Origin of the sequence: Mesorhizobium sp. M0166 (genome assembly GCF_040322255.1) — a bacterium.
GTDB lineage: Bacteria > Pseudomonadota > Alphaproteobacteria > Rhizobiales > Rhizobiaceae > Mesorhizobium.
Genome location: NZ_JAMYTD010000003.1, coordinates 29,233 through 52,248 on the forward strand (window position 1 = coordinate 29,233; position 23,016 = coordinate 52,248).

At 62.2% G+C, this 23,016-nt stretch carries 31 protein-coding genes and 1 pseudogene; 16 read left to right on the forward strand and 16 right to left on the reverse strand.

Features of this window, described 5'->3' with window-relative positions; all coding sequences use genetic code 11:
• Positions 1 to 11 precede the first annotated feature (11 nt).
• Both NKJ46_RS04675 and NKJ46_RS04680 read right to left on the reverse strand, forming a co-directional pair.
• Positions 12 to 1,277, reverse strand: a complete 1,266-nt coding sequence (locus tag NKJ46_RS04675; protein WP_352662486.1) for a cysteine desulfurase-like protein — start codon at positions 1,275 to 1,277, stop codon at positions 12 to 14.
• A gap of 48 nt (positions 1,278 to 1,325) precedes the next feature.
• A complete protein-coding gene (locus NKJ46_RS04680; RefSeq protein ID WP_352662489.1) occupies positions 1,326 to 2,393 on the reverse strand; it encodes an aldo/keto reductase in 1,068 nt (355 codons plus the stop codon).
• 386 nt (positions 2,394 to 2,779) lie between these two features.
• On the opposite strand from NKJ46_RS04680, the gene NKJ46_RS04685 reads away from it, so the two are divergent.
• Positions 2,780 to 2,944 carry a hypothetical protein gene (locus tag NKJ46_RS04685; RefSeq protein WP_023674744.1) on the forward strand — a complete coding sequence of 55 codons (165 nt, stop codon included), beginning with the start codon at positions 2,780 to 2,782 and terminating at the stop codon, positions 2,942 to 2,944.
• Between the two features lie 51 nt (positions 2,945 to 2,995).
• On the opposite strand, the gene NKJ46_RS04690 is transcribed toward NKJ46_RS04685, so the two are convergent.
• The gene (locus NKJ46_RS04690) at positions 2,996 to 3,502 is read right to left on the reverse strand and encodes a DUF1993 domain-containing protein (RefSeq protein ID WP_352663333.1); all 507 of its coding nucleotides are present in this window, start codon (positions 3,500 to 3,502) and stop codon (positions 2,996 to 2,998) included.
• A gap of 123 nt (positions 3,503 to 3,625) precedes the next feature.
• Between NKJ46_RS04690 and NKJ46_RS04695 the strand changes: the two genes are divergently transcribed.
• Entirely contained in the window at positions 3,626 to 4,663 is a 1,038-nt protein-coding gene (locus tag NKJ46_RS04695; RefSeq protein WP_352662492.1) for a DUF1176 domain-containing protein, read from the forward strand.
• Here the strand turns inward: NKJ46_RS04695 and NKJ46_RS04700 are convergent.
• The 6 genes and pseudogenes from NKJ46_RS04700 to NKJ46_RS04720 all read right to left on the reverse strand — a co-directional run bounded on the left by NKJ46_RS04700 (position 4,660) and on the right by NKJ46_RS04720 (position 8,987).
• Positions 4,660 to 5,517 carry an alpha/beta hydrolase gene (locus NKJ46_RS04700; protein WP_352662495.1) on the reverse strand — a complete coding sequence of 286 codons (858 nt, stop codon included), beginning with the start codon at positions 5,515 to 5,517 and terminating at the stop codon, positions 4,660 to 4,662. The genes NKJ46_RS04695 and NKJ46_RS04700 overlap by 4 nt on opposite strands.
• Before the next feature lie 92 nt (positions 5,518 to 5,609).
• On the reverse strand, positions 5,610 to 7,220 hold the full coding sequence (locus NKJ46_RS04705; protein ID WP_352662498.1) for an NTP transferase domain-containing protein: 1,611 nt from the start codon (positions 7,218 to 7,220) through the stop codon (positions 5,610 to 5,612).
• Positions 7,217 to 7,921, reverse strand: coding sequence for an XdhC family protein (locus tag NKJ46_RS04710; RefSeq protein ID WP_352662501.1), 705 nt, complete (start codon positions 7,919 to 7,921; stop codon positions 7,217 to 7,219). The genes NKJ46_RS04705 and NKJ46_RS04710 overlap by 4 nt, the downstream gene beginning before the upstream one ends.
• 6 nt (positions 7,922 to 7,927) lie before the next feature.
• The gene (locus NKJ46_RS04715; protein WP_352662504.1) at positions 7,928 to 8,266 is read right to left on the reverse strand and encodes an XdhC family protein; all 339 of its coding nucleotides are present in this window, start codon (positions 8,264 to 8,266) and stop codon (positions 7,928 to 7,930) included.
• A gap of 72 nt (positions 8,267 to 8,338) precedes the next feature.
• A pseudogene (locus NKJ46_RS34720) lies at positions 8,339 to 8,459 on the reverse strand (AAA family ATPase); the annotation flags it as partial.
• Between the two features lie 33 nt (positions 8,460 to 8,492).
• Positions 8,493 to 8,987 carry a flavin reductase gene (locus NKJ46_RS04720; protein WP_352662507.1) on the reverse strand — a complete coding sequence of 165 codons (495 nt, stop codon included), beginning with the start codon at positions 8,985 to 8,987 and terminating at the stop codon, positions 8,493 to 8,495.
• A 179-nt stretch (positions 8,988 to 9,166) separates the two neighbouring features.
• Between NKJ46_RS04720 and NKJ46_RS04725 the strand changes: the two genes are divergently transcribed.
• Positions 9,167 to 10,240 (forward strand): branched-chain amino acid ABC transporter substrate-binding protein, encoded by a 1,074-nt coding sequence (locus tag NKJ46_RS04725; RefSeq protein WP_352662510.1) that lies wholly within the window; start codon positions 9,167 to 9,169, stop codon positions 10,238 to 10,240.
• A 14-nt stretch (positions 10,241 to 10,254) separates the two neighbouring features.
• Positions 10,255 to 11,274: a P1 family peptidase gene (locus tag NKJ46_RS04730; RefSeq protein ID WP_352663335.1), complete on the forward strand. Its 1,020-nt coding sequence runs from the start codon at positions 10,255 to 10,257 to the stop codon at positions 11,272 to 11,274.
• Between the two features lie 47 nt (positions 11,275 to 11,321).
• On the opposite strand, the gene NKJ46_RS04735 is transcribed toward NKJ46_RS04730, so the two are convergent.
• A complete protein-coding gene (locus NKJ46_RS04735; RefSeq protein ID WP_023674734.1) occupies positions 11,322 to 11,576 on the reverse strand; it encodes a DUF2171 domain-containing protein in 255 nt (84 codons plus the stop codon).
• 245 nt (positions 11,577 to 11,821) lie between these two features.
• Here NKJ46_RS04735 and NKJ46_RS04740 point away from each other — a divergent pair, with 245 nt between their 5' ends.
• The 4 genes from NKJ46_RS04740 to NKJ46_RS04755 are packed head-to-tail and all read left to right on the forward strand — an operon-like array spanning position 11,822 to position 14,998.
• Positions 11,822 to 12,547 (forward strand): DUF2259 domain-containing protein, encoded by a 726-nt coding sequence (locus NKJ46_RS04740; RefSeq protein ID WP_352662512.1) that lies wholly within the window; start codon positions 11,822 to 11,824, stop codon positions 12,545 to 12,547.
• An 11-nt stretch (positions 12,548 to 12,558) separates the two neighbouring features.
• On the forward strand, positions 12,559 to 13,059 hold the full coding sequence (locus NKJ46_RS04745) for a hypothetical protein (protein WP_352663337.1): 501 nt from the start codon (positions 12,559 to 12,561) through the stop codon (positions 13,057 to 13,059).
• Between the two features lie 59 nt (positions 13,060 to 13,118).
• Complete coding sequence (gene purB / locus NKJ46_RS04750) at positions 13,119 to 14,426, forward strand: adenylosuccinate lyase (protein WP_352662515.1); 1,308 nt, start codon at positions 13,119 to 13,121, stop codon at positions 14,424 to 14,426.
• Positions 14,426 to 14,998 (forward strand): RBBP9/YdeN family alpha/beta hydrolase, encoded by a 573-nt coding sequence (locus tag NKJ46_RS04755; protein ID WP_352662517.1) that lies wholly within the window; start codon positions 14,426 to 14,428, stop codon positions 14,996 to 14,998. The genes purB and NKJ46_RS04755 overlap by 1 nt, the downstream gene beginning before the upstream one ends.
• Positions 14,999 to 15,068: 70 nt before the next feature.
• On the opposite strand, the gene NKJ46_RS04760 is transcribed toward NKJ46_RS04755, so the two are convergent.
• Positions 15,069 to 15,881, reverse strand: coding sequence for a VOC family protein (locus NKJ46_RS04760; protein ID WP_352662520.1), 813 nt, complete (start codon positions 15,879 to 15,881; stop codon positions 15,069 to 15,071).
• Between the two features lie 271 nt (positions 15,882 to 16,152).
• On the opposite strand from NKJ46_RS04760, the gene NKJ46_RS04765 reads away from it, so the two are divergent.
• Positions 16,153 to 16,701, forward strand: a complete 549-nt coding sequence (locus NKJ46_RS04765) for an RBBP9/YdeN family alpha/beta hydrolase (protein ID WP_352663339.1) — start codon at positions 16,153 to 16,155, stop codon at positions 16,699 to 16,701.
• On the opposite strand, the gene NKJ46_RS04770 is transcribed toward NKJ46_RS04765, so the two are convergent.
• Complete coding sequence (locus NKJ46_RS04770; RefSeq protein WP_352662523.1) at positions 16,698 to 17,471, reverse strand: HpcH/HpaI aldolase family protein; 774 nt, start codon at positions 17,469 to 17,471, stop codon at positions 16,698 to 16,700. The genes NKJ46_RS04765 and NKJ46_RS04770 overlap by 4 nt on opposite strands.
• A gap of 120 nt (positions 17,472 to 17,591) precedes the next feature.
• Positions 17,592 to 17,912: a DUF1476 domain-containing protein gene (locus tag NKJ46_RS04775; RefSeq protein WP_352662526.1), complete on the reverse strand. Its 321-nt coding sequence runs from the start codon at positions 17,910 to 17,912 to the stop codon at positions 17,592 to 17,594.
• Positions 17,913 to 18,182: 270 nt separating this feature from the next.
• On the opposite strand from NKJ46_RS04775, the gene purC reads away from it, so the two are divergent.
• From purC to NKJ46_RS04810, 7 genes are read left to right on the forward strand one after another with little or no spacing between them, the layout of a single operon-like run.
• Positions 18,183 to 18,977, forward strand: coding sequence for a phosphoribosylaminoimidazolesuccinocarboxamide synthase (gene purC / locus NKJ46_RS04780; RefSeq protein ID WP_023674725.1), 795 nt, complete (start codon positions 18,183 to 18,185; stop codon positions 18,975 to 18,977).
• 40 nt (positions 18,978 to 19,017) lie between these two features.
• Positions 19,018 to 19,260: a phosphoribosylformylglycinamidine synthase subunit PurS gene (gene purS / locus NKJ46_RS04785; protein ID WP_352663341.1), complete on the forward strand. Its 243-nt coding sequence runs from the start codon at positions 19,018 to 19,020 to the stop codon at positions 19,258 to 19,260.
• A gap of 18 nt (positions 19,261 to 19,278) precedes the next feature.
• Positions 19,279 to 19,533 (forward strand): hypothetical protein, encoded by a 255-nt coding sequence (locus tag NKJ46_RS04790; RefSeq protein ID WP_352662529.1) that lies wholly within the window; start codon positions 19,279 to 19,281, stop codon positions 19,531 to 19,533.
• Positions 19,530 to 20,198, forward strand: coding sequence for a phosphoribosylformylglycinamidine synthase subunit PurQ (gene purQ / locus NKJ46_RS04795; RefSeq protein WP_352662532.1), 669 nt, complete (start codon positions 19,530 to 19,532; stop codon positions 20,196 to 20,198). The genes NKJ46_RS04790 and purQ overlap by 4 nt, the downstream gene beginning before the upstream one ends.
• 31 nt (positions 20,199 to 20,229) lie before the next feature.
• Positions 20,230 to 20,895 carry a glutathione S-transferase family protein gene (locus NKJ46_RS04800; protein ID WP_352662535.1) on the forward strand — a complete coding sequence of 222 codons (666 nt, stop codon included), beginning with the start codon at positions 20,230 to 20,232 and terminating at the stop codon, positions 20,893 to 20,895.
• 2 nt (positions 20,896 to 20,897) lie between these two features.
• A complete protein-coding gene (locus NKJ46_RS04805; protein ID WP_352662538.1) occupies positions 20,898 to 21,308 on the forward strand; it encodes a hypothetical protein in 411 nt (136 codons plus the stop codon).
• A gap of 4 nt (positions 21,309 to 21,312) precedes the next feature.
• Positions 21,313 to 21,960, forward strand: coding sequence for a Pr6Pr family membrane protein (locus NKJ46_RS04810; protein WP_352662541.1), 648 nt, complete (start codon positions 21,313 to 21,315; stop codon positions 21,958 to 21,960).
• 22 nt (positions 21,961 to 21,982) lie between these two features.
• Here the strand turns inward: NKJ46_RS04810 and NKJ46_RS04815 are convergent, their stop codons facing one another.
• From NKJ46_RS04815 to NKJ46_RS04825, 3 genes are all read right to left on the reverse strand, one after another.
• Positions 21,983 to 22,390: a hypothetical protein gene (locus NKJ46_RS04815; protein WP_352662544.1), complete on the reverse strand. Its 408-nt coding sequence runs from the start codon at positions 22,388 to 22,390 to the stop codon at positions 21,983 to 21,985.
• Positions 22,383 to 22,634, reverse strand: a complete 252-nt coding sequence (locus NKJ46_RS04820) for a type II toxin-antitoxin system prevent-host-death family antitoxin (protein ID WP_352662547.1) — start codon at positions 22,632 to 22,634, stop codon at positions 22,383 to 22,385. The genes NKJ46_RS04815 and NKJ46_RS04820 overlap by 8 nt, the downstream gene beginning before the upstream one ends.
• Before the next feature lie 135 nt (positions 22,635 to 22,769).
• A complete protein-coding gene (locus NKJ46_RS04825) occupies positions 22,770 to 23,015 on the reverse strand; it encodes a DUF1127 domain-containing protein (protein WP_352467262.1) in 246 nt (81 codons plus the stop codon).
• Between the last annotated feature and the right edge of the window lies 1 nt (position 23,016).

Sequence of the window (23,016 nt, forward strand, 5' to 3'; positions counted from 1 at the left end):
GCGAGGCCCGCTCAGGATCGTTCCTGCCTCAGCAAGGCGACAACGCGGCGCACGCTCTCCAGCGTCTCGTCGATCTCGGCTGAAGTGTTGTAATGAGCTATGCCGATGCGCACCACGCCCTGCTCGGCCGGAATGCCCAGCTGGTGGACGATCTCCCAGGCGTAGTTGTGGCCGGACCACAGGAAGATGTTTTCGGCATTCATCTGCCGCACGATCGTCTCCGGCACGATGCCTTCGACAGTGAACGACACCGTCGGCACACGCTCATTGATCCGCTTCGGATCGGTGATGCCATGGATGGTCAGGCCGGCAATATCCGACAGACCGTCGATCAACTGTTGCGCCAGCGGGTTCTCGTAAGCGATTGACACTTCGAAGGCCTTGGCGATTTTCCGCCGACGCGACCCTTGCGCGCCAGCTGCCGCGCCCAACTCGGCAAAATAATCCACAGCCGCCGACAGGCCGGCCATCAGTTCAATTTGCGGCGTGCCGAGTTCGAAGCGCTCCGGCAAGGCGTTGGACGAGGAACGGCATTTATACGGCTTCAGCGCATCGATGACGTCCAGCCTGCCCCACAAAATTCCCATATGCGGGCCGAAGAACTTGTAAGCCGAGCAGATCAGGAAATCGCAGCCGAGGTTTTGGACGTCGATCAGGCCATGCGGCGCGAACTGGACGGCATCGACGTAGACCAGCGCACCAGCCTGCCTGGCGATGCGGGTCAAAGCCTTCACCCGGTTGATCGACCCGGTGAGATTGCTGGCGTAGTTCAGCGCGACGAGCCGCGTCCTCTCGGAAAGCAGCGCGGCGAGTGCTGCCTCCTCGACCTGCCAGCTCTGCTGGTCGAAAGGCAGCCAGCGCACGACAAGGCCAAGGTCTTCAGCCAGTTGCAGCCAGGGCGAGATGTTGCCCTCATGGTCCATGCGGGTGAGGATGATCTCGTCGCCGGATTTCATCGTACGGCCGAGCGTTCGCGACATCTGGTAGGTCAACGTCGTCATGTTAGCACCGATGATGATTTCCCGCGGACTTGCCGCGCCAAGGAAATCCGCCATCGCCAGATGGGCCTCGTCCACGATGTCCTGTGCCGCAATGGTGGTCTCGAAGAAGCCGCCGAGGTTGGCATTGGTGGTCAGCAGGCAGCGTGACACCGCGTCCGCCACCGCCTGCGGCACCTGCGTGCCGGCAGGATTGTCGAGATAAATGCGCCTGCGGCCCTTGTCGGTCAGCGACAAGGCCGGAAATTTCGCGCGCACCGCGTCGATCCGGAAGTCCATGGCTGTTCCCCTCTCCTTATGACGATCGGACAACCACGTCCCGACGCATCAAGGGCACGGATTGCCGACACGCTGGTGGATCGCATCGACGGCTTTCTGCATGTCCTCGGTCCAAACCACGTCGGCGGAAGAGAGCGCCATTTCGAGTTGCGAAATGGTGGTGGCGCCGATGATGTTCGAGGTGACCAAGGGCCGGTTCGAGACATAGGCATTGGCAAACAGCGCCGGCTCCATGCCGAAGGTGCGCGCCAACCGGTTGTATTCGAGCTGCACCTCGGCAGCATTCGGCGTCTCGTAGCGCTGGCCGCGGTTGAACAATTGCGAGCGCGAGCCCTGCGGCCGCGCGCCATGATCGTATTTGCCGGTCAAATAGCCTTGCGCAAGCGGCGAATAGGCAAGCAGCGACACCTGCTCGCGCTCGCAGACTTCGGCAAGGTTCACCTCGAAGGTGCGGTTGACGAAATTATAGGCGTTCTGCAGCGAGGCGACGCGCGGGCCGAGGCCCTTGTCGGCTTCGGCAATGAAGCGCATGACGCCCCAGGAATTCTCGTTCGACAAGCCGAAATGGCGGATCTTGCCGGCCTTCACCAGTTCATCGAATACGGCAAGCGTCTCGGCGATCGGCGTCTCGCCCTCCGGCACGCCGGCGGTATCGGAGCGTCGCGGCACGGCGCCGATGCGGTTCGGATTGGCGCCCCACGGCACGTCGCGTTCCGGCCAATGGATCTGATAGAGGTCGATGTAATCGGTGTTGAGCCTGGCGAGTGACTTATCGATAGCGTCGAAGATATCGGCGCGCACCAGCTTGGACGGGCGGTCGCCGCGAAACCAGGTGTTGGCGGTGCGACCAACTACCTTCGAGGCGATGATCACCTGGTCGCGATTGCGCTTCTCCTTCATCCAATTGCCGATGATTGTCTCGGTACGGCCTTGTGTCTCCGCCTTGGGCGGGATCGGATAGAGTTCGGCGGTGTCGATGAAATTGACGCCGCGAGCAAACGCCAGATCCATCTGGGCGTGACCGTCCGCCTCGGTGTTCTGCTGGCCCCAGGTCATCGATCCGAGGCAGATTTGCGACACGAAAAGATCGGTCTGGCCGAGACGGCGTTTGTGCATGGAGTTTCTCCGGCGGGATTTTTTTCGCGGCTGCGCGAGGAGGAAGCGATAACATACAGGAAAGCGCCGCCCGCTTCCAAGCCCACCGACGGCAGGCCAGGCGACTTTCCCAGAATGCCGGCGAACGGGGGTTATCCCTGCGGCTAACAGAAAAGCCGGACTGCATGTGCATGCAGTCCGGAAGTTCGCCAGGAATGGCGAGGAAAAACCGGCCAAGTGCCGGCACTGAGGCCTACGGTCGAAGCACCGCAGAAGTTTCGCCGACACAGCCGAATTATGTCGAAAAAGATCAGGGCAGCATGGCTGCCATGCGAATGCTGCACTGCACAATTGTCATGATCTGCCTATACTGACGGCCGTGGAGGTTCAATACGGGGCTTGAATTCATGGGATTCTTCACTGAAATGTTCGCTCGCCCGCGTCCGCGGGAACAGCTGCGCTATCGTGCGGCACTGGCGCTGCTCCATTCGATGAGCAATGCCGATCGCGCCGATATCGGCGTCAAGCCGGCCGATTTCCCGCGCATCGCCAGGGAAATGTCCCTGCGCTAAACAGCGCACCGTGAGATATCACGCCGCGGCGGGATATCTCACGAGCGGATCTCAACGCGATCCGAGGAAAATCGACTTGCCCAATGGCACGCCGTTGTGGCGCAGGATGTCGTAGGCAGTGGTCAGGTGGAAATAGAAATTGGGCATGGCGGCGTGCAGCAGGTACTGCATTCCCGCCATCGAAACCTCGCGTCCCGCAAGCCGCAGTTCAACCATCCTGTCATCTGAACCATCGAATTCGGCCGCCGAAAATGTCGAGAGATAGTCGAGCGTCTTGGTGAGGCGTGCCTGCAGATCGGCGAAGCTCGCCTCATTATCCTCGTATTTTGGCACCTCACGCCCGGCAAGCCGCGACGGCGCGCCCTTGGCGTGATCGGTGGCAATCTGCACCTGCCTGGTCAGCGCAAACATGTCCGGCGCCAGCCTCGCTGTCAGATACACCTGCGGATCGATCTTGCGATCAGCCGCATTTTGCTCGGCAATGTTCAGCACATTAGCTAGTGCCTTCAGTCTCGCCGAAAATACCGGCACGGATGCTTCATACATTGATATGGTCACAAGAAATCTCCACGCGGCCCGACTGCCGACGGCGAGAGGTAGCGCTTTCGCAGGGGGTTGTTCAAGCGTCACCACGCCGCCGCAATCGATATGATAGGATTTTTCATCGAGTGGAGGTTCCCGATGAGACGCGCCTTTTTTGCAGCGACCGCTTTTATCTCGCTTGCCGTTGCCGGCCAATCGGCGCTCGCCGCAGACGCGCCTTATATCGACGACAGGTCGAATGCCGAAGCGGTCATCCGGTCGCTTTATAGTGCCATCAGCCGGCACGAATTCGCGCGCGCCTGGGACTATTTCGGCGACACCAAGCCGGCCAAGGATTTCAATTCCTTCGTCAAAGGCTATGACGGCACGGACACCGTCGAAGTCAAAACCGGTGGCGTATCCGAAGACGGGGCTGCCGGCAGCATCTACTACAGCGTTCCGGTCGCCATCCTGGCGACGGCCAAGGACGGCAGCGAAAATGTCTTTGCCGGCTGCTATACGCTGCGCCAGATCAACGCCTCGATCCAGGAACCGCCATTTCGCTCGATCTTCATCGACAAGGGCGCGCTGAAACCCTCAAAGGCCGATTTCGAGGATGCCGTGCCGGCAAGCTGCGGCGAAGGACCGCCGCCGCAGAAGAAGGACGCAGCGCTTGAGCAGGCCAACAAGGCGTTTGCCGCAACTTATGGCGACCAGTGCGACAAGGATCTTTTGGCGCAGGAGCCGGAGATTTTCTCGATCCACTATAAGGAGAAGGATGCGGCTGCCAGCGATCCCGAAAGCGAAACGCGGCTTTTCCATTTCGCCTGCTCGGCCGCGGCCTACAACGAAAACTCGATCTATTACATGAGCGACGACGTGCTTGGCGTGAGACAATTGCAGTTCGCCGAACCTGAAATGGACATCCGCTACGAGAACAATGACAGCGACGGCAAATTGCTGGGCATGACCATAGTTGGCTTCCAGACCTCCGGCTGGGCAACCAATTCCGATTACGACGAAGAGACCAAGACGATCACCACCTTTAACAAGTGGCGTGGCATCGGCGATGCCTCTTCATCGGGGACCTATCTGTTTCGCAACGGCGATTTTTCCCTGGTCCAGTACGATGTCGACGCGTCTTATGACGGCGAGGAAAATCCGCAGACGGTCGTCGACTACAATACCGCGCCTTAAGGAGCCTTCGACAACATCCAGTTGAGCGTGCCGCGCCAGTCGGTCATGCGGATCGGCGTGCCGTGCGTGCCGGTCTCGAAGCGGACGAAGCGGGTCGGATAGGTTTTCGACTTGGCCAGAATCGATCGGAAGAAGGCTTCCTGTTTCTCGATTGGAAACACCGGGTCCTTGCTGCCTTGGCCGAAGAAGACTGGGACACGACGCTTGAATGCGGGGCTTGAGAAGAAACTCTCATCCCATAGCGAGCCGAGCAGCAGCAGCCCGTCGATGCGCCCGCCGGTGTCATTGCGGGCGGCCAGCTTCCAGCATAATGAGCCGCCCATCGAGCCGCAGGCGACGAAGATTTTTGCGCTCGGCGATTGTTCGGCATAGTGGTCGATCAGCGCGGCGACCTGGGTGGCACCGGCGTCGCCGAAATCGGAAAAATCCGGCGACAGATAAAGGCCGCCATTGCCGGCCATCAGGTTCTTGATGCGGTTGAAATTGCCGCCGAAGGTGAAGTCGTCGGTGCCCTGCTTACGGCTGCCGCCCTGCCCGTGCAGATAAAGCACGATGATGCTGGCGCCCCCGGTCTTGCCGACGGCAATGTGGCGGACATCGCCGGCGTCGGTCTTCAGCAAGAGATCCTGCTGCACCTTGCGCACGCCGGTTTCGGTGTATTGCGCATGCACACGACGCTCAGGCACTTCGTCACGAGCGTTGATGTCGCGCAGCTCACGATAATCGACAACCGTATAGGCGCCGTTGCTCTCGGACGAGAGTGTGACCGGATAGGCGAACAGATCGTCCTTGAAGGGTTTGAGTTCGAGAGCGTTGGCGTAGGCGGCGCAAGAGAGCGACAAAAGAATCGCCATCAGCAGGGCCGGGAGGCCAGAGGGAGGCAAGCGGAACCGGAAGCAGAAACGAAAGGCCATGCCTCAGCCATGCGTTTTTCGGCTTCGGTTTGTCAATCCTGCAGCACGCCGCCGGCGCTTTCCAGCGCCTCGCGCGTGTCGACATCGACGGCTGCCCCTTCGCCGATCTCGACATCGATGACGTCGAGCCCTTCGGCCTCGACCAGATGGCGGGCCCCGGTATCGCCTTCGAGGTGAGCGATCGCGGCAAACAGCGGACGCGGCAGCAGCACGGGATTGCCGCGCCGCCCATCGTGCGAGGCCCGCACCACCGATCGGCCTTCGGACCTGCGGAACGCCTCGATCAGCCTGTCGAGGTCGGCCGAGGCGACGCCGGGCATATCGCCGAGGACAATCATGGCGCCGGCGGCGTCGCCGGAAATCTTGGCGATGCCGGCCTTCAGCGACGAAGACAGACCCTCGGCGAATTCCGGATTGTCGGCGAACGTCACATCGAGGCCAGACAGTGCCTCGCGCACGCGCTCGCGCTGGTGGCCAGTGACGACGATGGTGGCCGCGGCTTTCGAACCGACCGCGCGTTCGGCAGTGCGACGGACCAGCGGCTTGCCGTCGAAGAGCGCCAAGAGCTTGTTCGGCCCGCCCATGCGGCTGGAGCGGCCGGCGGCCAGAAGCACGATCTCGACCTTTGGTTCGGCTTTGGCCGGCAATGGCTCGCGCGGTTGCGGCCGCGTAGGAATTTCCATCAACAGCCCGCCGACACCCATGCCGGCAATATCCCTGGCGGTCACGTCGAGACCGGCGATCAGCCGGTCGAGCACCCAGTCGAAGCCGTTCTCCTTGGGACTGCGGGCGCAGCCCGGCGCACCGATGATGCGCTTGCCACCTAGAGTGCCTAGCACCAGCAAATTGCCGGGATCGACCGGCATGCCGGCGCGGATGACAGTGCCGCCCGCCTTTTCGATCGCAGCGGGAACGACGTCGCCGAAATCGGCCATCGCCGAGGCGCCGAAGATCACCACCATATCGTTGTCGCGTATCAGCGAAGCCGCAGCCTCGGCGACGGGGATAATTTCATGCGGCGTTCGACGCTCCGCCGCCAACCTGCCGCCCGAACGCGCCAGGCGTGCTTCGGTGACGCGCAGCGTCTTGTCGAGCACGCTGGGTTTGATGCCGGGCAGCACCGTCTGGATGACGCCGACGCGCACCGGCTGATAGGCGTTGACGGCAAAGATCTCGCCGCCGGCGCAGATCCCTGCCACCGCGTCGACCAAAGCGGAGGCGACCGCAAACGGAATGATCTTCACCGTTGCTACCATCTGACCTTTTTCGACCGGCGCATGCTGCGCGAGCGTCGCGATGGTGATCGTCGGATCGACGGCGTTGATAGCATTGATCATCACCGCGTCGACGGTGAACATGCCGGCAGCCTGCGCGTGGAGGTTGACCCTACCTGTCGCGGCAGGCTTCGCCTCGATGTTGCGATGGATCATGGATGCTGCGATCTTTTCGGCGGCGACATCCTCGCTGAGATCATCGGGCGCCAACACCGCCGCGACGACCTCGGAAATGCCAGCGGCCTTCAACAGGGACACATCCCCGGCGCTTAGCCTGTGCGCCTTGCGGAAGCGGCGCTCTCCGGCCGTGGTGGCGTGCGCAAGCACTGCCCCTTCGGCCGCATCGATCGCAACGGAACCAAATTTCACGCGACCGCGCCTTTGGATTCGAGGCCGCGGGAGCGAAAGGCGTGGATCGCTTGCGCCAACACCGCGACGGCGATCTCGGCCGGGCTGGCAGCCCCAATGTCGAGGCCGATCGGGGCATGAATGCGGGCGATCTGGTCGGCCGTCGCCCCCGAAGCCAGCAGGCGTTCCACACGTTTGGCGTGGGTCTTGCGGCTGCCGAGCGCACCGACATAAAAGCAGCCGGCGTCGAGCGCCGCCTTCAGCGCGAAATCGTCGATCTTCGGATCGTGGGTGAGAGCAGCCAGCGCCGTATAGCTATCGAGCGGCTGACGCGTCAGCACATCCTCTGGCCATTCGGCATGCAGTGCGATATCGGGAAAACGATCGGGCGTGGCAAAGGCCGTGCGCGGATCGATGATCTCTACGGGATAGCCGGCGATCCTGGCCATCGGTGCCAGCGCCTGGCTGATGTGGACGGCGCCGATCACCACCAGACGCGGCTGCGGCAGATGTACGTTGAGGAAGAACGTCCGCCCCTCAGCTTCGACCGAACCGGAATTGCCGGTGCGAAATGCCTTGGCGACGGCCGCCCCGAGTTCGCCGGCTACCCGGTCGCCCTCGCGCACGACACGGTCGCGGCCGTCGCCGAGATCGGTGACCAGGATTGCCGCGCGGCGGGCGCGGCGTTCGGCGTTGAGTGTCTTCAGGGCATAGGGATCCATTCGAGATCAACCCAATCTTTCGACATAGACCTTGATGCGGCCGCCGCATGACAGGCCGACTTGCCAGGCGGTCTCGTCTGCGACGCCGAACTCCAGCATCTTCGCCTTGCCGCTATCGATGACGTCGACCGCTTCGGTCACCACGGCGCCTTCGACGCAGCCGCCCGAAACGGAGCCGTGGAAATTGCCTTCGGCGTCGATGACCAGATGGCTGCCGACCGGCCGCGGTGCCGAACCCCAGGTCTCGACCACGGTGGCGATGGCGACATCCTTGCCGTCCTTCATCCAGCCCTCCGCGATGATCAGCGGGTCGCGAGCCTCATCGAGATAGATACTGCGTTCCATGATTTTCTCCCTGGGAGACATGTGGTCATGCGACGCGCTTCACGCCAGCCTCGATCCACCGGCGTGGGTCGACCGAACGCATAAAAACAGCACGGTCGCCAGCGACCGGTCCGCCACATAATCCGCACGGGTCAACAGATCGAGCGTCTCGTCGATCGTCCGCGGCGCCGGACGCGGTTTTCAACTCGGTCATTCTGTCTCCGCGGGCGCGGCCATCTGAAAGCCTCTACAGAGCGTGATAGCCGCGGTTGTGATAGATCAGCGGCCGCAAATTATCGCCGATGCGCAAACCTGTAACCTTGCCAAAAAGCACACGGTGGGTGGCCAGATCCTTGGTATCGATCAGTTCGCAGTCGAAGACGGCGAGCGCGCCCTTCAGCGTCGGCGAACCGGTCGAGATCACATCCCATTCGGCCAACGCGAAACGCTCCTCGACCGGCAGGCCGGTAATGCCGGAAAAGCCGATCGACAGCGGCTCCTGATCCGAAGCCAGCGTGTTCAGGGCAAATTTGCCGTTTTCCACGAACGGCTCGTTCTTGGGATTTTCACGATTGAGGCAGACCAGGATGGTCGGCGGCGTGTCCGACACCGAGCAGGCCGCGATCACCGTCGCGCCGCGCCTGCCGGCAGGGCCATCGGTGGTGACTACATGTACATGGCCGGCAAAATGGGCCATCGCGTCGCGGTAGGCCTGCGGCCCGATGTCATTCTTCTTCAGCACCGATGATTTTCCACTAGTCAGAACCAACCGTTATATATGGGGGGATATTGCATGCCACAAGCGAAGTGCTTGACGTATATCCAGAATTCGCGTGTTGCACCAAAGCTGGCCAGCCTTTAGGTCTTGACGGCATTGGCGCCAGCAACCACGCGACCGGTGCAGAGGAATTCTTCGCTCGCATGCGACCTTGGACGACCACGATAGCGGTGCTGGCCTGGCTCTCGGTCGCCGGTAGTGCAAGTGCCGAGACGCTGCTGGTCGGCGTCGCGGCACCTTTGTCGGGGGCGTCGGCGATCCTCGGCAAACAGATCGAGGCCGGCGCGACAATGGCGGCTGAAGCGAGCAATACCGAAATCAAGACGATCGACGACGCCTGCACGGCCGACGGTGGCGTCGCCGCCGCGCGGGAGTTCACCGCAGCCAAGGTCAACGTCGTCATCGGGTTTTTGTGCACCGACGCAATCGAGGCGGCTCTGCCGATCCTCAAGGATGCCGGCATACCGGTGATCACAGTCGGCGTCCGCACGGAAAGCCTGACCGACCGGCGCGCCAAGACCGGATGGCCGATCTATCGTCTCGGGCCGCGCGGCGACGACGAGCGCAATGCCGTCGCCACCATCCTCACCCGCCTATGGCAGAACGAGCTGTTCGCCATCGTCGACGACGGCACGATCTATGGCCGCGAAATGGCCGAGACGTTTCGGGCAGCCGCCGAGCAAGCGGCGCTGAAGCCGGTGTTCGTCGACACGTTCCGGCCGCAGCTCGACAATCAGATCGGCCTGATCGGCCGACTTAAGAAAGCCGGCGCAACGCATGTCTTTGCCGGCGGCGACGGCGATGATGTCGCCATTATGGGCCGCGACGCCGGCCAGCTCGACACCGGAATGGTGTTTGCCGGCGGCGAAGCGTTGCGGGCGCCGCTCGGCGACGTGCCTTATGCCGTCGGCACGCTGATGATTGCGCCGCCCGAATGGGCCGATGTCGCCGACCCCAAGGTGCTGCAGAGCTTTGCCGGACAAAACATCGTGCCGGAAGGTTACACGCTACCCGCCTATGCCGCGGTCGAGATCGCCAAGGCCGCTTCAGCATTGACGCAAAGCTCCGGCGAGAGGCTGGCTAACGTGCTGACCGCGCGTGACTTCACCACGGCGATCGGACCGATCCGCTTTGACGAAAAAGGTGACCTGGCGCAAAATCCTTATCAAGCCTACCGTTTCGACGGCGGCCGTTTCGTGCCGGCGGAGAGCCAATGATGTCAAGCACGGGGATGTTCCATACGGGTCCGCGCAATCTCATCACCGACGTCGCCGGCCTGCGTGTCGGCAATGCGGCGAACGCCAAGCTGAAATCCGGTGTGACCACCGTCATCTGCGACGAACCGGCCGTGGCCGGTGTGCAAATCCTGGGCGGTGCGCCGGGCACCCGCGAAACCGACCTGCTCGAGCCGCACAATTCGATCCACGCAATCCACGCCGTGGTGCTTTCGGGCGGCTCGGCTTTTGGCCTCGACGCCGCGTCGGGGGTGCAGGCGGCCTTGCGCGAAAGAGGCATCGGCGTCGAGGTCGGCGGCTTTCGCGTGCCGATCGTGCCGGCGGCGATCCTGTTCGACCTGCGCAATGGCGGCGACAAGGATTGGGGCCGGTATCCGCCTTACCGCGACCTCGGCTACGAAGCCGCGCAAGCCGCCGCGATCGACTTTGCGCTCGGCACTGCCGGCGCAGGTTGCGGGGCTTTGAGCTCCGGCCTGAAGGGCGGGCTCGGCTCGGCCTCGACAGCGCTGGACAGCGGCGTCACCATCGGCGCGCTCGCCGCCGTCAACCCGACCGGCTCGGTGACGGTCGCAGGCACCCGCCATTTCTGGGCGGCGCCATTCGAGATCGGCGGCGAGTTCGGCGGCTTAGGCTTTCCCCACCCGGTGCCTGACGATGCCAGAAAGATCGTGCTGAAGTTCCGTGACAAGCATGCCGCAGGGCAGGCGGAAACCGGCGCCAACACGACCATCGCCGTGATCGCCACCGATGCGGTACTCACGAAGGCCGCCGCCAAACGCCTGGCGATATCAGCGCATGACGGCTTCGTCCGTGCCATTTGGCCGACGCACACGCCCGCAGACGGCGATCTGGTCTTCGCGCTGGCAACGGGCAAGAGCGGCATCGAGCTCGCACCCAACGATGCCATCGATCTCTACGCCGCGGCCGGCGCCACGATGGCGCGCGCCATCAGCCGCGGCGTCTTTGCCGCGACGCCGGCCGAGGGCGATCTGTTCCCGGTCTGGTCGTCGCGCTGATCGTGCAACGCTCATTCGGGTTTGCCGTAATCAGACTGGACTTTTGATCAGGTGGGTTCGGATTTTTCTTCTTCGAACGTGACCGCAACATCCGAGTTTGCTGAGAGCCGCACCTTCTGGCCCTCGACCTCGGCGACAAGGCTGAGAGGAATGAAGTGGTGATGGCCCCTGTGAGCGCCCTCGCCGCTGTCGCGCTTGGTCAGCTTGATGCGATCTCCGTCAACCTTGTCGACGGTACCGACATGGACGCCGTCGGCGCCGATCACTTCCATACGTTCGCGAATCTTGGCTGCATCTGTCATGGGGGTCTCCCTTGGAGCGCCGCGCGTCCTTTTGAACGGGCAAGGACGCTCTAAACATTTTGAATCAATGCACTGTGCCTTCCGAAAATCGATCCTGATTTTCGGAAGGCACGATGCGGTGAGGTTGCCGACAATAACAAACGACGGCCGGATTGGATGCATCGACCTTGTGTTTCAGTCAGCACGATCTTTTGACGGCATCGTGATAGGAATTTAACGGCGTCGACCGCCTGAATGGAAGCCCCATGCGAAATCTTGCCCTGTTTGCCGTCTGCCTGCTTGCCCCGCTTGCAACTTTGGCCGCCGCCCACGCAGGCGATGTCGCCGGGCTTGAGATCCTCGGCTTCAGCCGTGATGGCGGGGTCTTTGCCTTCGAGGAATACGGCGTCCAGGACGGATCGGGATTTCCCCATGCGAACCGCTATTATATCGACACGGCCGACGACAGTTTCCTGAAGGGTTCGCCGATCCGTGTCCGGCTCGACGACGAGAATGCCGCCGTGGACGCAGCGCGGCTGCAGGCCCGGCAAAAGGGCGAAGCGATCGTCAGTCAGGCGGAACTCACGGCAAATCGCGGCATCACCGCCGGCTTCAACCCGGTGACCGAGCTTTCTGCCGATCCCTTCCGCATGGTGGTCAATCCGCGCCCGATCTTCTCGCCGGTCGACGATCCGCTCGAGTTCCGGCTCGACCAGATCGGCATGAATGACACCGAACGCTGCCAGAGCCTGGGCGAGATCAACGGCTTTCGCCTGCTGCGCATCGAGGCGAAGGACGGCGGCCAGACGAGGATTATTCACGAGGACAAATCGATCCCGCAAAGCAGAGGCTGTCCGACTGGCTACCAGATCGGCGCGGTTCAGACATTTTCGCTGGATAGCCTCAGCGCCTATGCCGTGCTGATCGCGGTGCGCCAATACGGCTTCGAAGGGCCGGACTATCGCTGGATCGCGGTAACCGGACGGCTGTGACGCTCCTGGCCATGCGCACCCGCGCCTTGCATCGTCTCCGCCGCGCTTTACCGCCGCTGCGTGCTGCGTCCGTCGGCGCGCTGCTGTGGGCCATAGCGATGGGCGCCAGCGCGCTGCTCAATCTGCTGCAGTACGACTGGGAGACCCCGGCAAAGATCCGCTTCGTCTCGCTGCTTTATGCTGCCGGCGGTGCGCTGGCTTTCCCGATTGGGCTATTCCTGGCGCGGCTCGTCTCGCTCGGACGCCACTGGGAGATCGCCCTCGCGGCCGCCTTCGTCTGCTTTCTCGCAGCGACGATCGCCGTCACCGGCGGCCTGTTTGGGCTGCAATACCGCTCCTACTACGTCCAATGGCATGCACCCGCGCTTACCATCACCTGGGTTTTCCAGTTCGTGTTCACGATGTTGACGGCACTCTACCAGTTCGTCGTCCTTGGCATCCGGCTGTATTTTCCGCTCGGTTTCATTGCGCTCGCTGTCGCCAGTGTCTGGTTTGCGCGCCAGCAACGTTGAGCATTTTGCCTGCCTCTGTTAGGACGCGGGCAAATGCTCTCGCAAGTCAGGACCGACTGATGATCCCTCGCTACTCCCGGCCGGAAATGGTGGCCATCTGGTCGCCCGAAACCCGGTTCCGCATCTGGTTCGAGATCGAGGCCTACGCCTGCGACGCATTGGCCGAGCTCGGCGTCATCCCGAAGGAGGCCGCCAAGACCATCTGGGAGAAAGGCGGGGCGGCGAAGTTCGATGTCGAAGCGATCGACGAGATCGAGCGCGTCACCAAGCACGACGTCATCGCCTTTCTCACGCATCTTGCCGAATTCGTCGGGCCGGATGCCCGCTTCATCCACCAGGGCATGACATCGTCCGATGTTCTCGACACCTGTTTTGCCGTGCAGCTCACCCGGGCCAGCGACATCCTGCTGGCCGACATTGACGGGCTGCTTGCGGCGCTCAAGCGCCGCGCCTTCGAGCACAAGGACACCATCACCATCGGCCGCAGCCACGGCATCCATGCCGAGCCGACCACCTTCGGTATCAAGCTGGCACAGGCCTATGCTGAGTTCTCGCGTTGCCGCGAGCGGCTGGTGCACGCACGCGAGGACATCGCCACCTGCGCCATCTCGGGTGCGGTCGGCACCTTCGCCAATATCGATCCTTTTGTCGAAGAATACGTGGCCAAGAAACTCGGACTGAAGCCCGAGCCGGTGTCGACGCAGGTGATTCCGCGCGACCGCCATGCGATGTTCTTCGCCACGCTCGGCGTCATCGCCTCGTCGATCGAGCGGCTGGCGATCGAGGTGCGCCATCTGCAGCGCACCGAGGTGCTCGAGGCAGAAGAGTACTTTTCACCCGGACAGAAGGGCTCGTCGGCGATGCCGCACAAGCGCAACCCTGTGCTGACCGAGAACCTCACCGGCCTTGCCCGCATGGTGCGCTCCTTCGCATTGCCGGCAATGGAGAATGTGGCGCTCTGGCACGAGCGCGACATCTCGCATTCCTCGGTCGAGCGCATGATCGGGCCCGACGCGACGGTGACGCTCGATTTCGCGCTCTCACGGCTGACCAGCGTTGTCGACAAACTGCTCGTCTACCCCGACAACATGCTGAAGAACATGAACAAATTCCGCGGCCTTGTGCATTCGCAGCGCGTGCTGCTAGCGCTGACGCAAGCCGGCGTTTCGCGCGAGGACGCCTACCGGCTGGTGCAGCGCAATGCGATGAAGGTGTGGGAGCAAGGCGCTGATTTTCTTGAGGAACTTCTGGCCGACAAGGACGTTGTCGCAGCCTTGCCCGAGGCCGAGATCCGCGAGAAATTCGACTTGGGCTACCATACCAAGCACGTCGACACGATATTCAGCAGAGTGTTCGGAGAAGCCTGATGATTTCGTCGGCCGGAGATTTCGATTTCCTTGCCCTGCCCGGGCGCGGCAATTCCGGGCCGGATCATTGGATGTCGCATTGGTGCCAGGTGTTCCCCAATTCGAGCCGCGTGCTGCAGGCCGAGTGGGACCGGCCGAAGCCTGAAGACTGGATCGACAAGGTGGATGCCGCGGTGGCCGCCGCACCGCGCCGCGTCGTGCTGCTTGCGCATTCGCTGGCCGTGGCGACGGCGGTAAAGTGGGCTGCCGGCGCCAGTCAAAGCCAAGTCGACAAAGTCGCGGCGGCATTCCTGGTTGCCGCGACCAATGTCGAGGATGCCGATCCCTCATTCGACGCGGTGCGCCCGTTCGCGCCGATGCCGCTGAAGCGTCTGCCCTTCCCGACATTGGTGGTGGCGAGCCGCAGCGACCCACGCGTCACCTTCGACAAGGCGACCGCTTTTGCCGCCGCCTGGGGCGCGGATATCGCCGATGCCGGCGATCTTGGCCATATGGGGAACGAGGCCGGCCTGGGCGTATGGCCAGCGGGCCTGCTCATGCTTGGACGCCTGCTTGAGAAGGCGAACCTCTAATCTAGATTCTTGTTTTTATGCATGTCGTTATCGCAAAACCGCTGCACACTTTTGCGCGACATGCATTGGCCTACGCCTTGCCGGGAACCGTCCTTATCACTGTGCCCCACGGGTCCTCGCGGGTGGTCTCGCTTGCGGCATTGTCCGAACGCATCTCGACCCAGGCCAAGCCGGAGCGGGAGGGATCTCGGCGACCGGCGCCCGCGCTCTGCCACGCATTTGCGCCAATGTGGTGATGATAGCCGCCGGACGACAGGAACACCGCCGCGCCGCCGTACTTTGCCACGGTGTCGAAACCGAACTCCTGATGCCACCATGCTTCGGCTTCTTCCGGCCTGCCGACCCGCAAATGGACGTGACCGATAATGCTGTTTTCCGGCGCGCCCTGCCAGCCGGTGTCGCCGGCCGGCACTTCGGCAACGACCGACTGAATGTTCAGCCGCTCCGTCGCCATCGCGATCTTGTCCCCGTTCCATTTCCAGTCCTGCGGACGGCGGTCGGCATAGATCTCGATGCCGTTGCCTTCCGGATCGGTTAGATAAAGCGCCTCGCTGACCAGATGATCGGATGCACCCTCGATGCCGATCTTGCCGGCGATGGCGTGATTGATCCAGCGGCCGAGATCGGCCCGACTGGGTAGCAGGAAGGCGGTGTGGAAAAGACCGGCGCTGCGCGGGTCATCGGGTTTCGCGGCCGGATCCGCTTCGATGTCGAGCAAAGGGCGATTGACTGCGCCGAGCGTAATCGTGCCGCCGGCGCGGCTCAGTTCCTGCAAACCGACGACTTTGCGATAGTAGGCAGCGAGATTTTCTGCTTCGCGCGCCCGCAAGCCGACGCGGGCAACGCTGACCGGGGTCGTCGCGGCAAAAGGCAGTTCGCTCATCAAAGTGCTCCGTTCAAGCGGCGCTCGACAAGCTTCCAATGGAGGAACCCGGCGCCATCAATCATTCTACGCCGTGTCCGTGCCAAAATCTCGGAACAGCCATTCTTTCCCGGCGACAGATCATCGATCGCGATCGTTCACACAAGAGTGCAAGAAGCGAACATGGTGTTCACAATAACGAGCAGAACCGGGCTCGTGAGAGACCGTTTGCGTGTCGCTGTTGAGTTTATACCCGGTTGCACCCGACAGCGCCTCTCGCTACATGCGCGCCATGAAAGTCAGGGAAGCAGATATTCTCATCGTGCCGGGCTACACAAATTCCGGCCCCGATCATTGGCAGAGCCGCTGGCAGTCGAAACTGTCGACAGCGCGCCGCGTCGAACAGACGGAATGGTCGAAGCCGGTGCGCGAGGATTGGACGGCCGGTGTCGCCAAGGCGGTCAACGAGGCCGAGCGGCCGGTCGTCATCGTCGCTCATTCGCTTGGCGTCGCCGCGGTCATCCAGGCCTTGCCTCGGTTTGAGCGGCAGGTCGCCGGCGCCTTCTTCGTGGCGCCGCCCGATGTCGCCAATCCAAAGATAAAGCCCAGGCACCTGATGACCTTCGGCCCCTATCCGCGCGACCCGCTGCCGTTTCCGTCGGTGGTGATCGCCAGCCGCAACGACCCGTTCTGCGCCTTCGGCGTCGCCGAGGACATTGCCGCGGCGTGGGGCTCGCTGTTCATCGACGCCGGCGATGCCGGCCATCTCAACGCAGATTCCGGCTTCGGCCCTTGGCCCGAAGGATCGATGACCTTCGCGAAATTCCTGACGGATCTCTAGGAAGCGATTGAGCCCCTGACGCTGTTCAGCAGGGTCTTTGCCCCAAGCGAAATCAGCGAATGCTCGGAACCCATCGCCAGCAGCCGGTAGCCCATCGACACCACGCGACCGGCAATGGCCGGTTCCATCACATAGATCGCCGCATGCTTCCCGGCTTTACGGGTGCGCTCGGCGATCGAGGCGACGGTCTCCATCATGCTCTCCAGCGTCGAACTGACGGTGGTCCCCTTCGACCAGGCGATCGAGAAATCCGAAGGGCCTAGGAAGATACCGTCGATGCCCGGCGTGTCGAGGATGCCGTCGAGTGCCTCAAGCGCGGCGCGCGTTTCGACCATGGCGAACGCCATGGTGCGCTGGTTGCTGTCGCGCAGCCAGTCGGCATGATCGCCCTTGCCATGGCGCGGAAAGGCATAGGTGGGGCCCCAGGAGCGCTCGCCGAGCGGCGGGTATTTCATGGCGGCGGCAAACAGCTTTGCGTCCGCCACTGAATTCACCATCGGCGCGATCACCGCCTCGGCGCCGAAGTCGAGCGCGCGGCTGGCCATGTCGAAGCGGCCGACCGGAATGCGCACCAAAGCGGGCTTGTTGGCGGCCAGCACCGGCACAAGCCCGCGCAGTACGCTGTCCTCGTGATGGCCACCATGCTGCATGTCGAGCGTAACCGCGTCGAACCCTTGTCTGGCCAGTATCTCGACCGTCAAGGCATCCGGCACGCCTGACCATGCGGTGAACAGCGTCTCGTCGGCCGCAAGGCGTGACTTCAGGGACATTGGCGATTTCCTCTTTGCTTGCAGCAATTCAGCCGGAAATGACCGCAAAGGCAAAGAAAAACCGCCCGGCTAGGCCGGGCGGTCGATTGGTCCAGAATGCGATCGGAACGAGCGGAAGGATCAGGTGTTCTTGATCTGCTCGATCGCCTGCGCCATCAATTCATCCATGGTGCGGCGGATCTGATGGTCCGACTGGTCGATGCCGGCCGCATCGAAATCCTTGCGTATCTTGCGGAAAACGTCGTGATCGCCGGCTTCCTCGATGTCGCTGACGACCACCTCCCTGGCATAGGCGTTGGCATCGGCGCCGGACTTGCCGAGCTTTTCGGCAGCCCACAGGCCAAGCGCTCTGTTGCGGCGTGCCGCGGCCTTGAACCGAAGTTCCTCGTCGAATGCGAATTTGCGCTCAAAGCCCTCTTCGCGGTCTTTCATGCTGCTCATGGCATCCCTCCGTGAAATCCGATTCGTTGCGCCAATATGTGTTGCCGGAGCACAAACCAAAAGGGCGCCGGCCGGTCAATATGCTACATTGGTTGCTGCGCTGCGGCATTTCGGTCCCCGAAAGCGGTTGATTGAAAGGATTTGCCGATTGAGCAAACAGTGCGATTGGGATAGACACCGGCATTGAACCCCACCGTCGCCATCTTATTTTAGGCAGACGGACAGGAACTGGTCGCTTGCCGCCTGCCCGCAAATCCAGAGAAAAATCAGATGAAAAATCGCCGCCGCATTTATGAAGGCAAGGCCAAGATCCTTTATGAGGGACCGGAGCCTGGCACGCTGATCCAGTTCTTCAAGGACGACGCCACCGCTTTCAACAAGAAGAAGCATGAAATCGTCGATGGCAAAGGCGTGCTCAACAACCGCATTTCCGAGCACATCTTCAATCATCTCAACCGGATGGGCATTCCGACCCACTTCATCCGCCGGCTCAACATGCGCGAGCAGCTGATCAAGGAAGTCGAGATCATCCCGCTCGAAGTGGTGGTGCGCAACGTCGCCGCCGGCTCGCTGGCCAAGCGCCTGGGCATCGAGGAAGGCACCGTGCTGCCGCGCTCGATCATCGAATTCTATTACAAGGCCGATGCGCTCGACGATCCGATGGTATCGGAAGAGCACATCACCGCCTTCGGCTGGGCGAGCCCGCAGGAGATCGACGACGTCATGGCGCTGGCCATTCGCGTCAACGACTTCCTTTCCGGCCTGTTCATGGGGGTCGGCATCCAGCTCGTCGACTTCAAGATCGAATGCGGCCGCCTGTTCGAAGGCGATATGATGCGCATCGTCGTCGCCGACGAGATCTCGCCGGATTCCTGCCGGCTGTGGGACGTGGCGACGCAGGACAAGCTCGACAAGGACCGCTTCCGCCGCGACATGGGCGGGCTCGTCGAAGCCTATCAGGAAGTTGCCCGCCGTCTCGGCATCATGAACGAGAACGAACCGCCGCGTCCGGCCGGGCCGGTGCTGGTCGCATCGACCGACGGGGTCAAAGGCAAGCCGCACTGACGGCTTGCGCGCTCAACAGATGAACAGGAGCATGTCCAGCGTGATCAAGGCCCGCATTACCGTAACCCTCAAGAACGGCGTGCTCGACCCACAAGGCAAGGCAATCGAGCATGCGCTGTCCGCAATGGGTTTCGGCGGCATCGGCCAGGTGCGGCAAGGCAAGGTTTTCGATGTCGAGCTTGCCGAGGGCGACAGGGCCAAGGCCGAGGCCGACTTGAAGGCGATGTGCGACAAGCTTCTGGCGAATACGGTGATTGAGAATTATAGTGTGGCCATTACCTGAGGTTGTGCCGGAGGGTAGATGACCGAGATCGATGGAAGCCTGATTTTTGAAGTCCTCAAATCCATTCAGTTGCGGGTGGACAGGATGGATTTGACACTTGGCGAGGCAAAGTCCGAGTTGGGTTCAATCCGTTGTCATCTCATCGCTACCGAGGGCGATGTGAAGAATATTTACGGCGTGGTGGTGCGGCAGGACGATCGCCTCGAACATATCGGACGCCGCCTAGAATTGCGTGAACTCGCCGAAGCCCAGAGGCCTTACGAACCAAAATGAAATCAGCCGTCGTTCTGCTCCCCGGCCTCAATCGCGACCGCGACATGATCGCGGCGCTGACCAAGATTTCCGGCACGCCGCCGGTCACCGTCTGGCAGACCGACACCGAAATTCCCGATGTCGACCTGATCGCCATTCCCGGCGGCTTTTCCTTTGGCGATTATCTGCGCTGCGGTGCCATTGCCGCGCGCATGCCGGTGATGCGGGCTGTGGCCGAAAAGGCGGCCAGGGGCGTCACGGTCATCGGCGTCTGCAACGGTTTCCAGATCCTGGTCGAGGCAGGCTTGCTGCCGGGCGCATTGATGCGCAACACCTCGCTGAAATTCGTCTGCCGGCAAGTCAAGCTGCAGATTGCTAATGCCAACACGATGTTTACCCGCCGCTATCAGCCGGGCCAGGTCATCCGCGCGCCGGTGGCGCATCATGACGGCAATTATTTTGCCGACGTGGAAACGCTGGCTCGCCTCGAGGGCGAAGGCCAGGTGGTGTTCCGCTATGCCGAAGGCACCAATCCCAACGGCTCGATCAACGACATTGCCGGCATCGTCAACGGCCGCGGTAACGTGCTCGGCCTGATGCCGCATCCGGAAAACCTGATCGAAGCGGCGCATGGCGGCAGCGACGGCCGGGCGCTGTTCGAAAGCGCGCTGGGCATCGCCGCTTGATGCCTTCAATTTTCCTCCTGGAGCGACGGTCATGAAACTCTATTCGCGGCCGTTGTCGCCCTATTCGTCGATCGTGCGGGCGCTGGCCTATATCAAGAACGTGCCGCTCAAGGTCATTGCACCACCGCCGGGGTTTCCCATCCCCGAAGCCTTTCGTGCCATCTCGCCGCTCAACCGGATTCCGGTGCTGATCACCGGCTCGGGCGAAACGATCGTCGAATCGGTGGTCATTGCCGAATATCTGGAGGAGCGCTTTCCCGAGCCTGCATTGCTGCCCAAGGATTCGAAAGACCGGGCGCTGGTGCGCATGTTCGCCCGCATCACCGACCTCGACGTGCTCGCGCCGATGATGAAGCTGTTCGAGCTCTATTTCGTGCCGCAGCGCAATGAGGCGGAGATCAAGGCCCAGTTCGCCCGATTGCATCACGGGCTTGCTGCAATCGAGACCCGCATGGCGCATGGCCCGTTCGCGCTCGGCGACGACATCTCCTTCGCCGATGCCTGGCTGACGCCGACCCGCTTCATCTTCAACAATTTCAGGACAACGATCGGCCGCCCCGACCTGCTTGACGCCTATCCGAAATTCGATGCCTACGAGCAAATCGCCTTGCAGCATCCGGCGCTGTCGCGCGTCTGGGGTGAGATGACAGACGGTCTGAAGATCTTTCTGTCCGAACTCGAGATGGGCGCCGCTTGAACATGAGACTGACGACCACGCGCCTCGCCGTCGCTACTGTCGCCGGGCTTGTACTCGCCTCATGCCAGTCAGGCCCGAAGAGCACGCCGGCGCCGGCGGGCAAGAGCGCGTCACTGCTTGCCATGGAACAGGTGGCAATCGCTGCCCACAAATGCTGGATCGCCAGCAAGGACCCTGCCTTCAAATCTTACCAGATGGCCAACGAACTGAATTCGTTTAGCGGCACGCCCCGCTTCCTGCTGGTGCCGGCCAAGCATTATGGCGGAAAGCCGCTGCTGGTCGTGCAGGCGCAAGGCAATTCGAGCCGCGTCGACGTGTTCGGCCCGCTGATGGCGGAACCGCTCGGCGCGCGCATCGGCTCGGACATTGCCCGCTGGCAGGCGGGCAATCCGGCCTGCGGCGCTGCTGCCTAGCCCAGTGGGTCGCTTGCTGCAGATCACCGGTCTGGTTATCGGCCTGGCCGGACTCGTCCTGCAGATCTGCATCACCGTCCCGGCATCAATGGCGGCCGGCCGCGGCTTTGTCGGCTCGCTGGTCTTCTATTTCAGCTTCTTCACCATCCTGACCAACATCGGCGCGGTGCTTGTCCATGCCTCGTTGCTGTCATCGACGGGTTACGCCTGGTTTCCGGCCTTTGCCGGGCCACGGATGCGAGCGGGCGTAGCCGTCGCCATAACGCTGGTTCTCATCGTTTATGCAACGGTCCTGGCGCAGCTCTGGCAGCCGCAAGGGCTGTTCCTGCTCTGCGACGTTCTTCTGCACTATGTGACGCCGGTGCTGTTTGTGCTGTGGTGGCTTGTGGCGGGAGCTGACGGCTCGACGCGGTGGCGCGACATCTCCTGGTGGATGATCTATCCGATCGCCTACCTGGCCTACGCGCTGCTGCGGGCGCCGATTGCCGGTGAAGTGCCCTACCCGTTCCTCGATCTCGCTAAGAACGGTGCGACCAGCGTCGCCGTCTCAGCTCTGGCCATCACCGGGCTTTTTCTGATGCTGTGCATTGTGGCGGTGCTTGTGGACCACGGTGTCACGCGGATCAGGGCGGAACGCATGCATCCGCGATGACGTTCTCCCGCCCTGGCTGCCTTTAGCGTCTTGGCACGGTTCGCGCGGCGCCTGCACGGATCGCCGCAGCAGCTTCACCGGCGATCCGTGACATGAACTTGCGCGTGAATTGGCCAAGCGGCTTGGCATCCTCGAGCGCCCAGCTCGTCGCGAGATCATCGGTGTTGAACTCATCGACGATAACCCAGGCTGGCGTATAGAGCGTGGCGCGACGGGCCTCCGTCTCAGGAACCTCGACATAGTACGCGTCAGGGCGTGGCGGCTGACTCGTGACCGGAAAGAGCAGCGCCTGCTTGCGGCCATTCTTACCGGCAACGATCAGCATGACGCAAGCCGGCCGCGCCTTGCGTCCGCTCTCCTCGCCGCGGTCATATTCCCTTGCCCACAGATAGGAGTAGAGAATGATCTGTCCGTGACCAAGCTCAGTCATCCCGGACATCATCTCGCGCAATTGCGTCGAGGCCGGCCAGAAGCTCGTCGCGTTCCTCGGCCGACAGATCCTCAACGCGGTGTGCCCGCTGAGCGCTGCGGCCGGTGATGCGGTCAAACTGCTCCGCCGTGAGGAGCACGAACTTTCGCTTGCCGCGCTTGGTGATGTCGACGGGACCACGGAACGCAGCCTCGACGACCTCGCCAGACTTATTGCCGAGATCTGTGAGCGTGAAACTCGCCATGGTAATCTCCTTCACGCCGGAAAATAGGTGAAATAGCTGTTTTCAGCAATACCCCTATTTATCGGAGGCGTCGCAGGTGGGAATCCTGTGAAGGCAAGAAGGAGGTCGCATCTCCGCGATGACCAGCGTGGCGGCTCAGTCCCAGAACGGCCTCAGACCCTCACGATGGGCATCGCAGCGCGAAATGCCGATATCCTTGAGCTGGGCGTCGGTCATCTCGAGCAGAACTAGCCGACTGCGTCGGCGATCCAGCAGGCTGTCGATCCATCGGACGAATGACGTGACCACTTGCACAAGCCGGCGAACATAGGATCTCCGGCCCGACGAGCGGCTTCCGGTCAATTCAACTGCCGCGTAGCGGATTGTCTCTATTGTACCCATT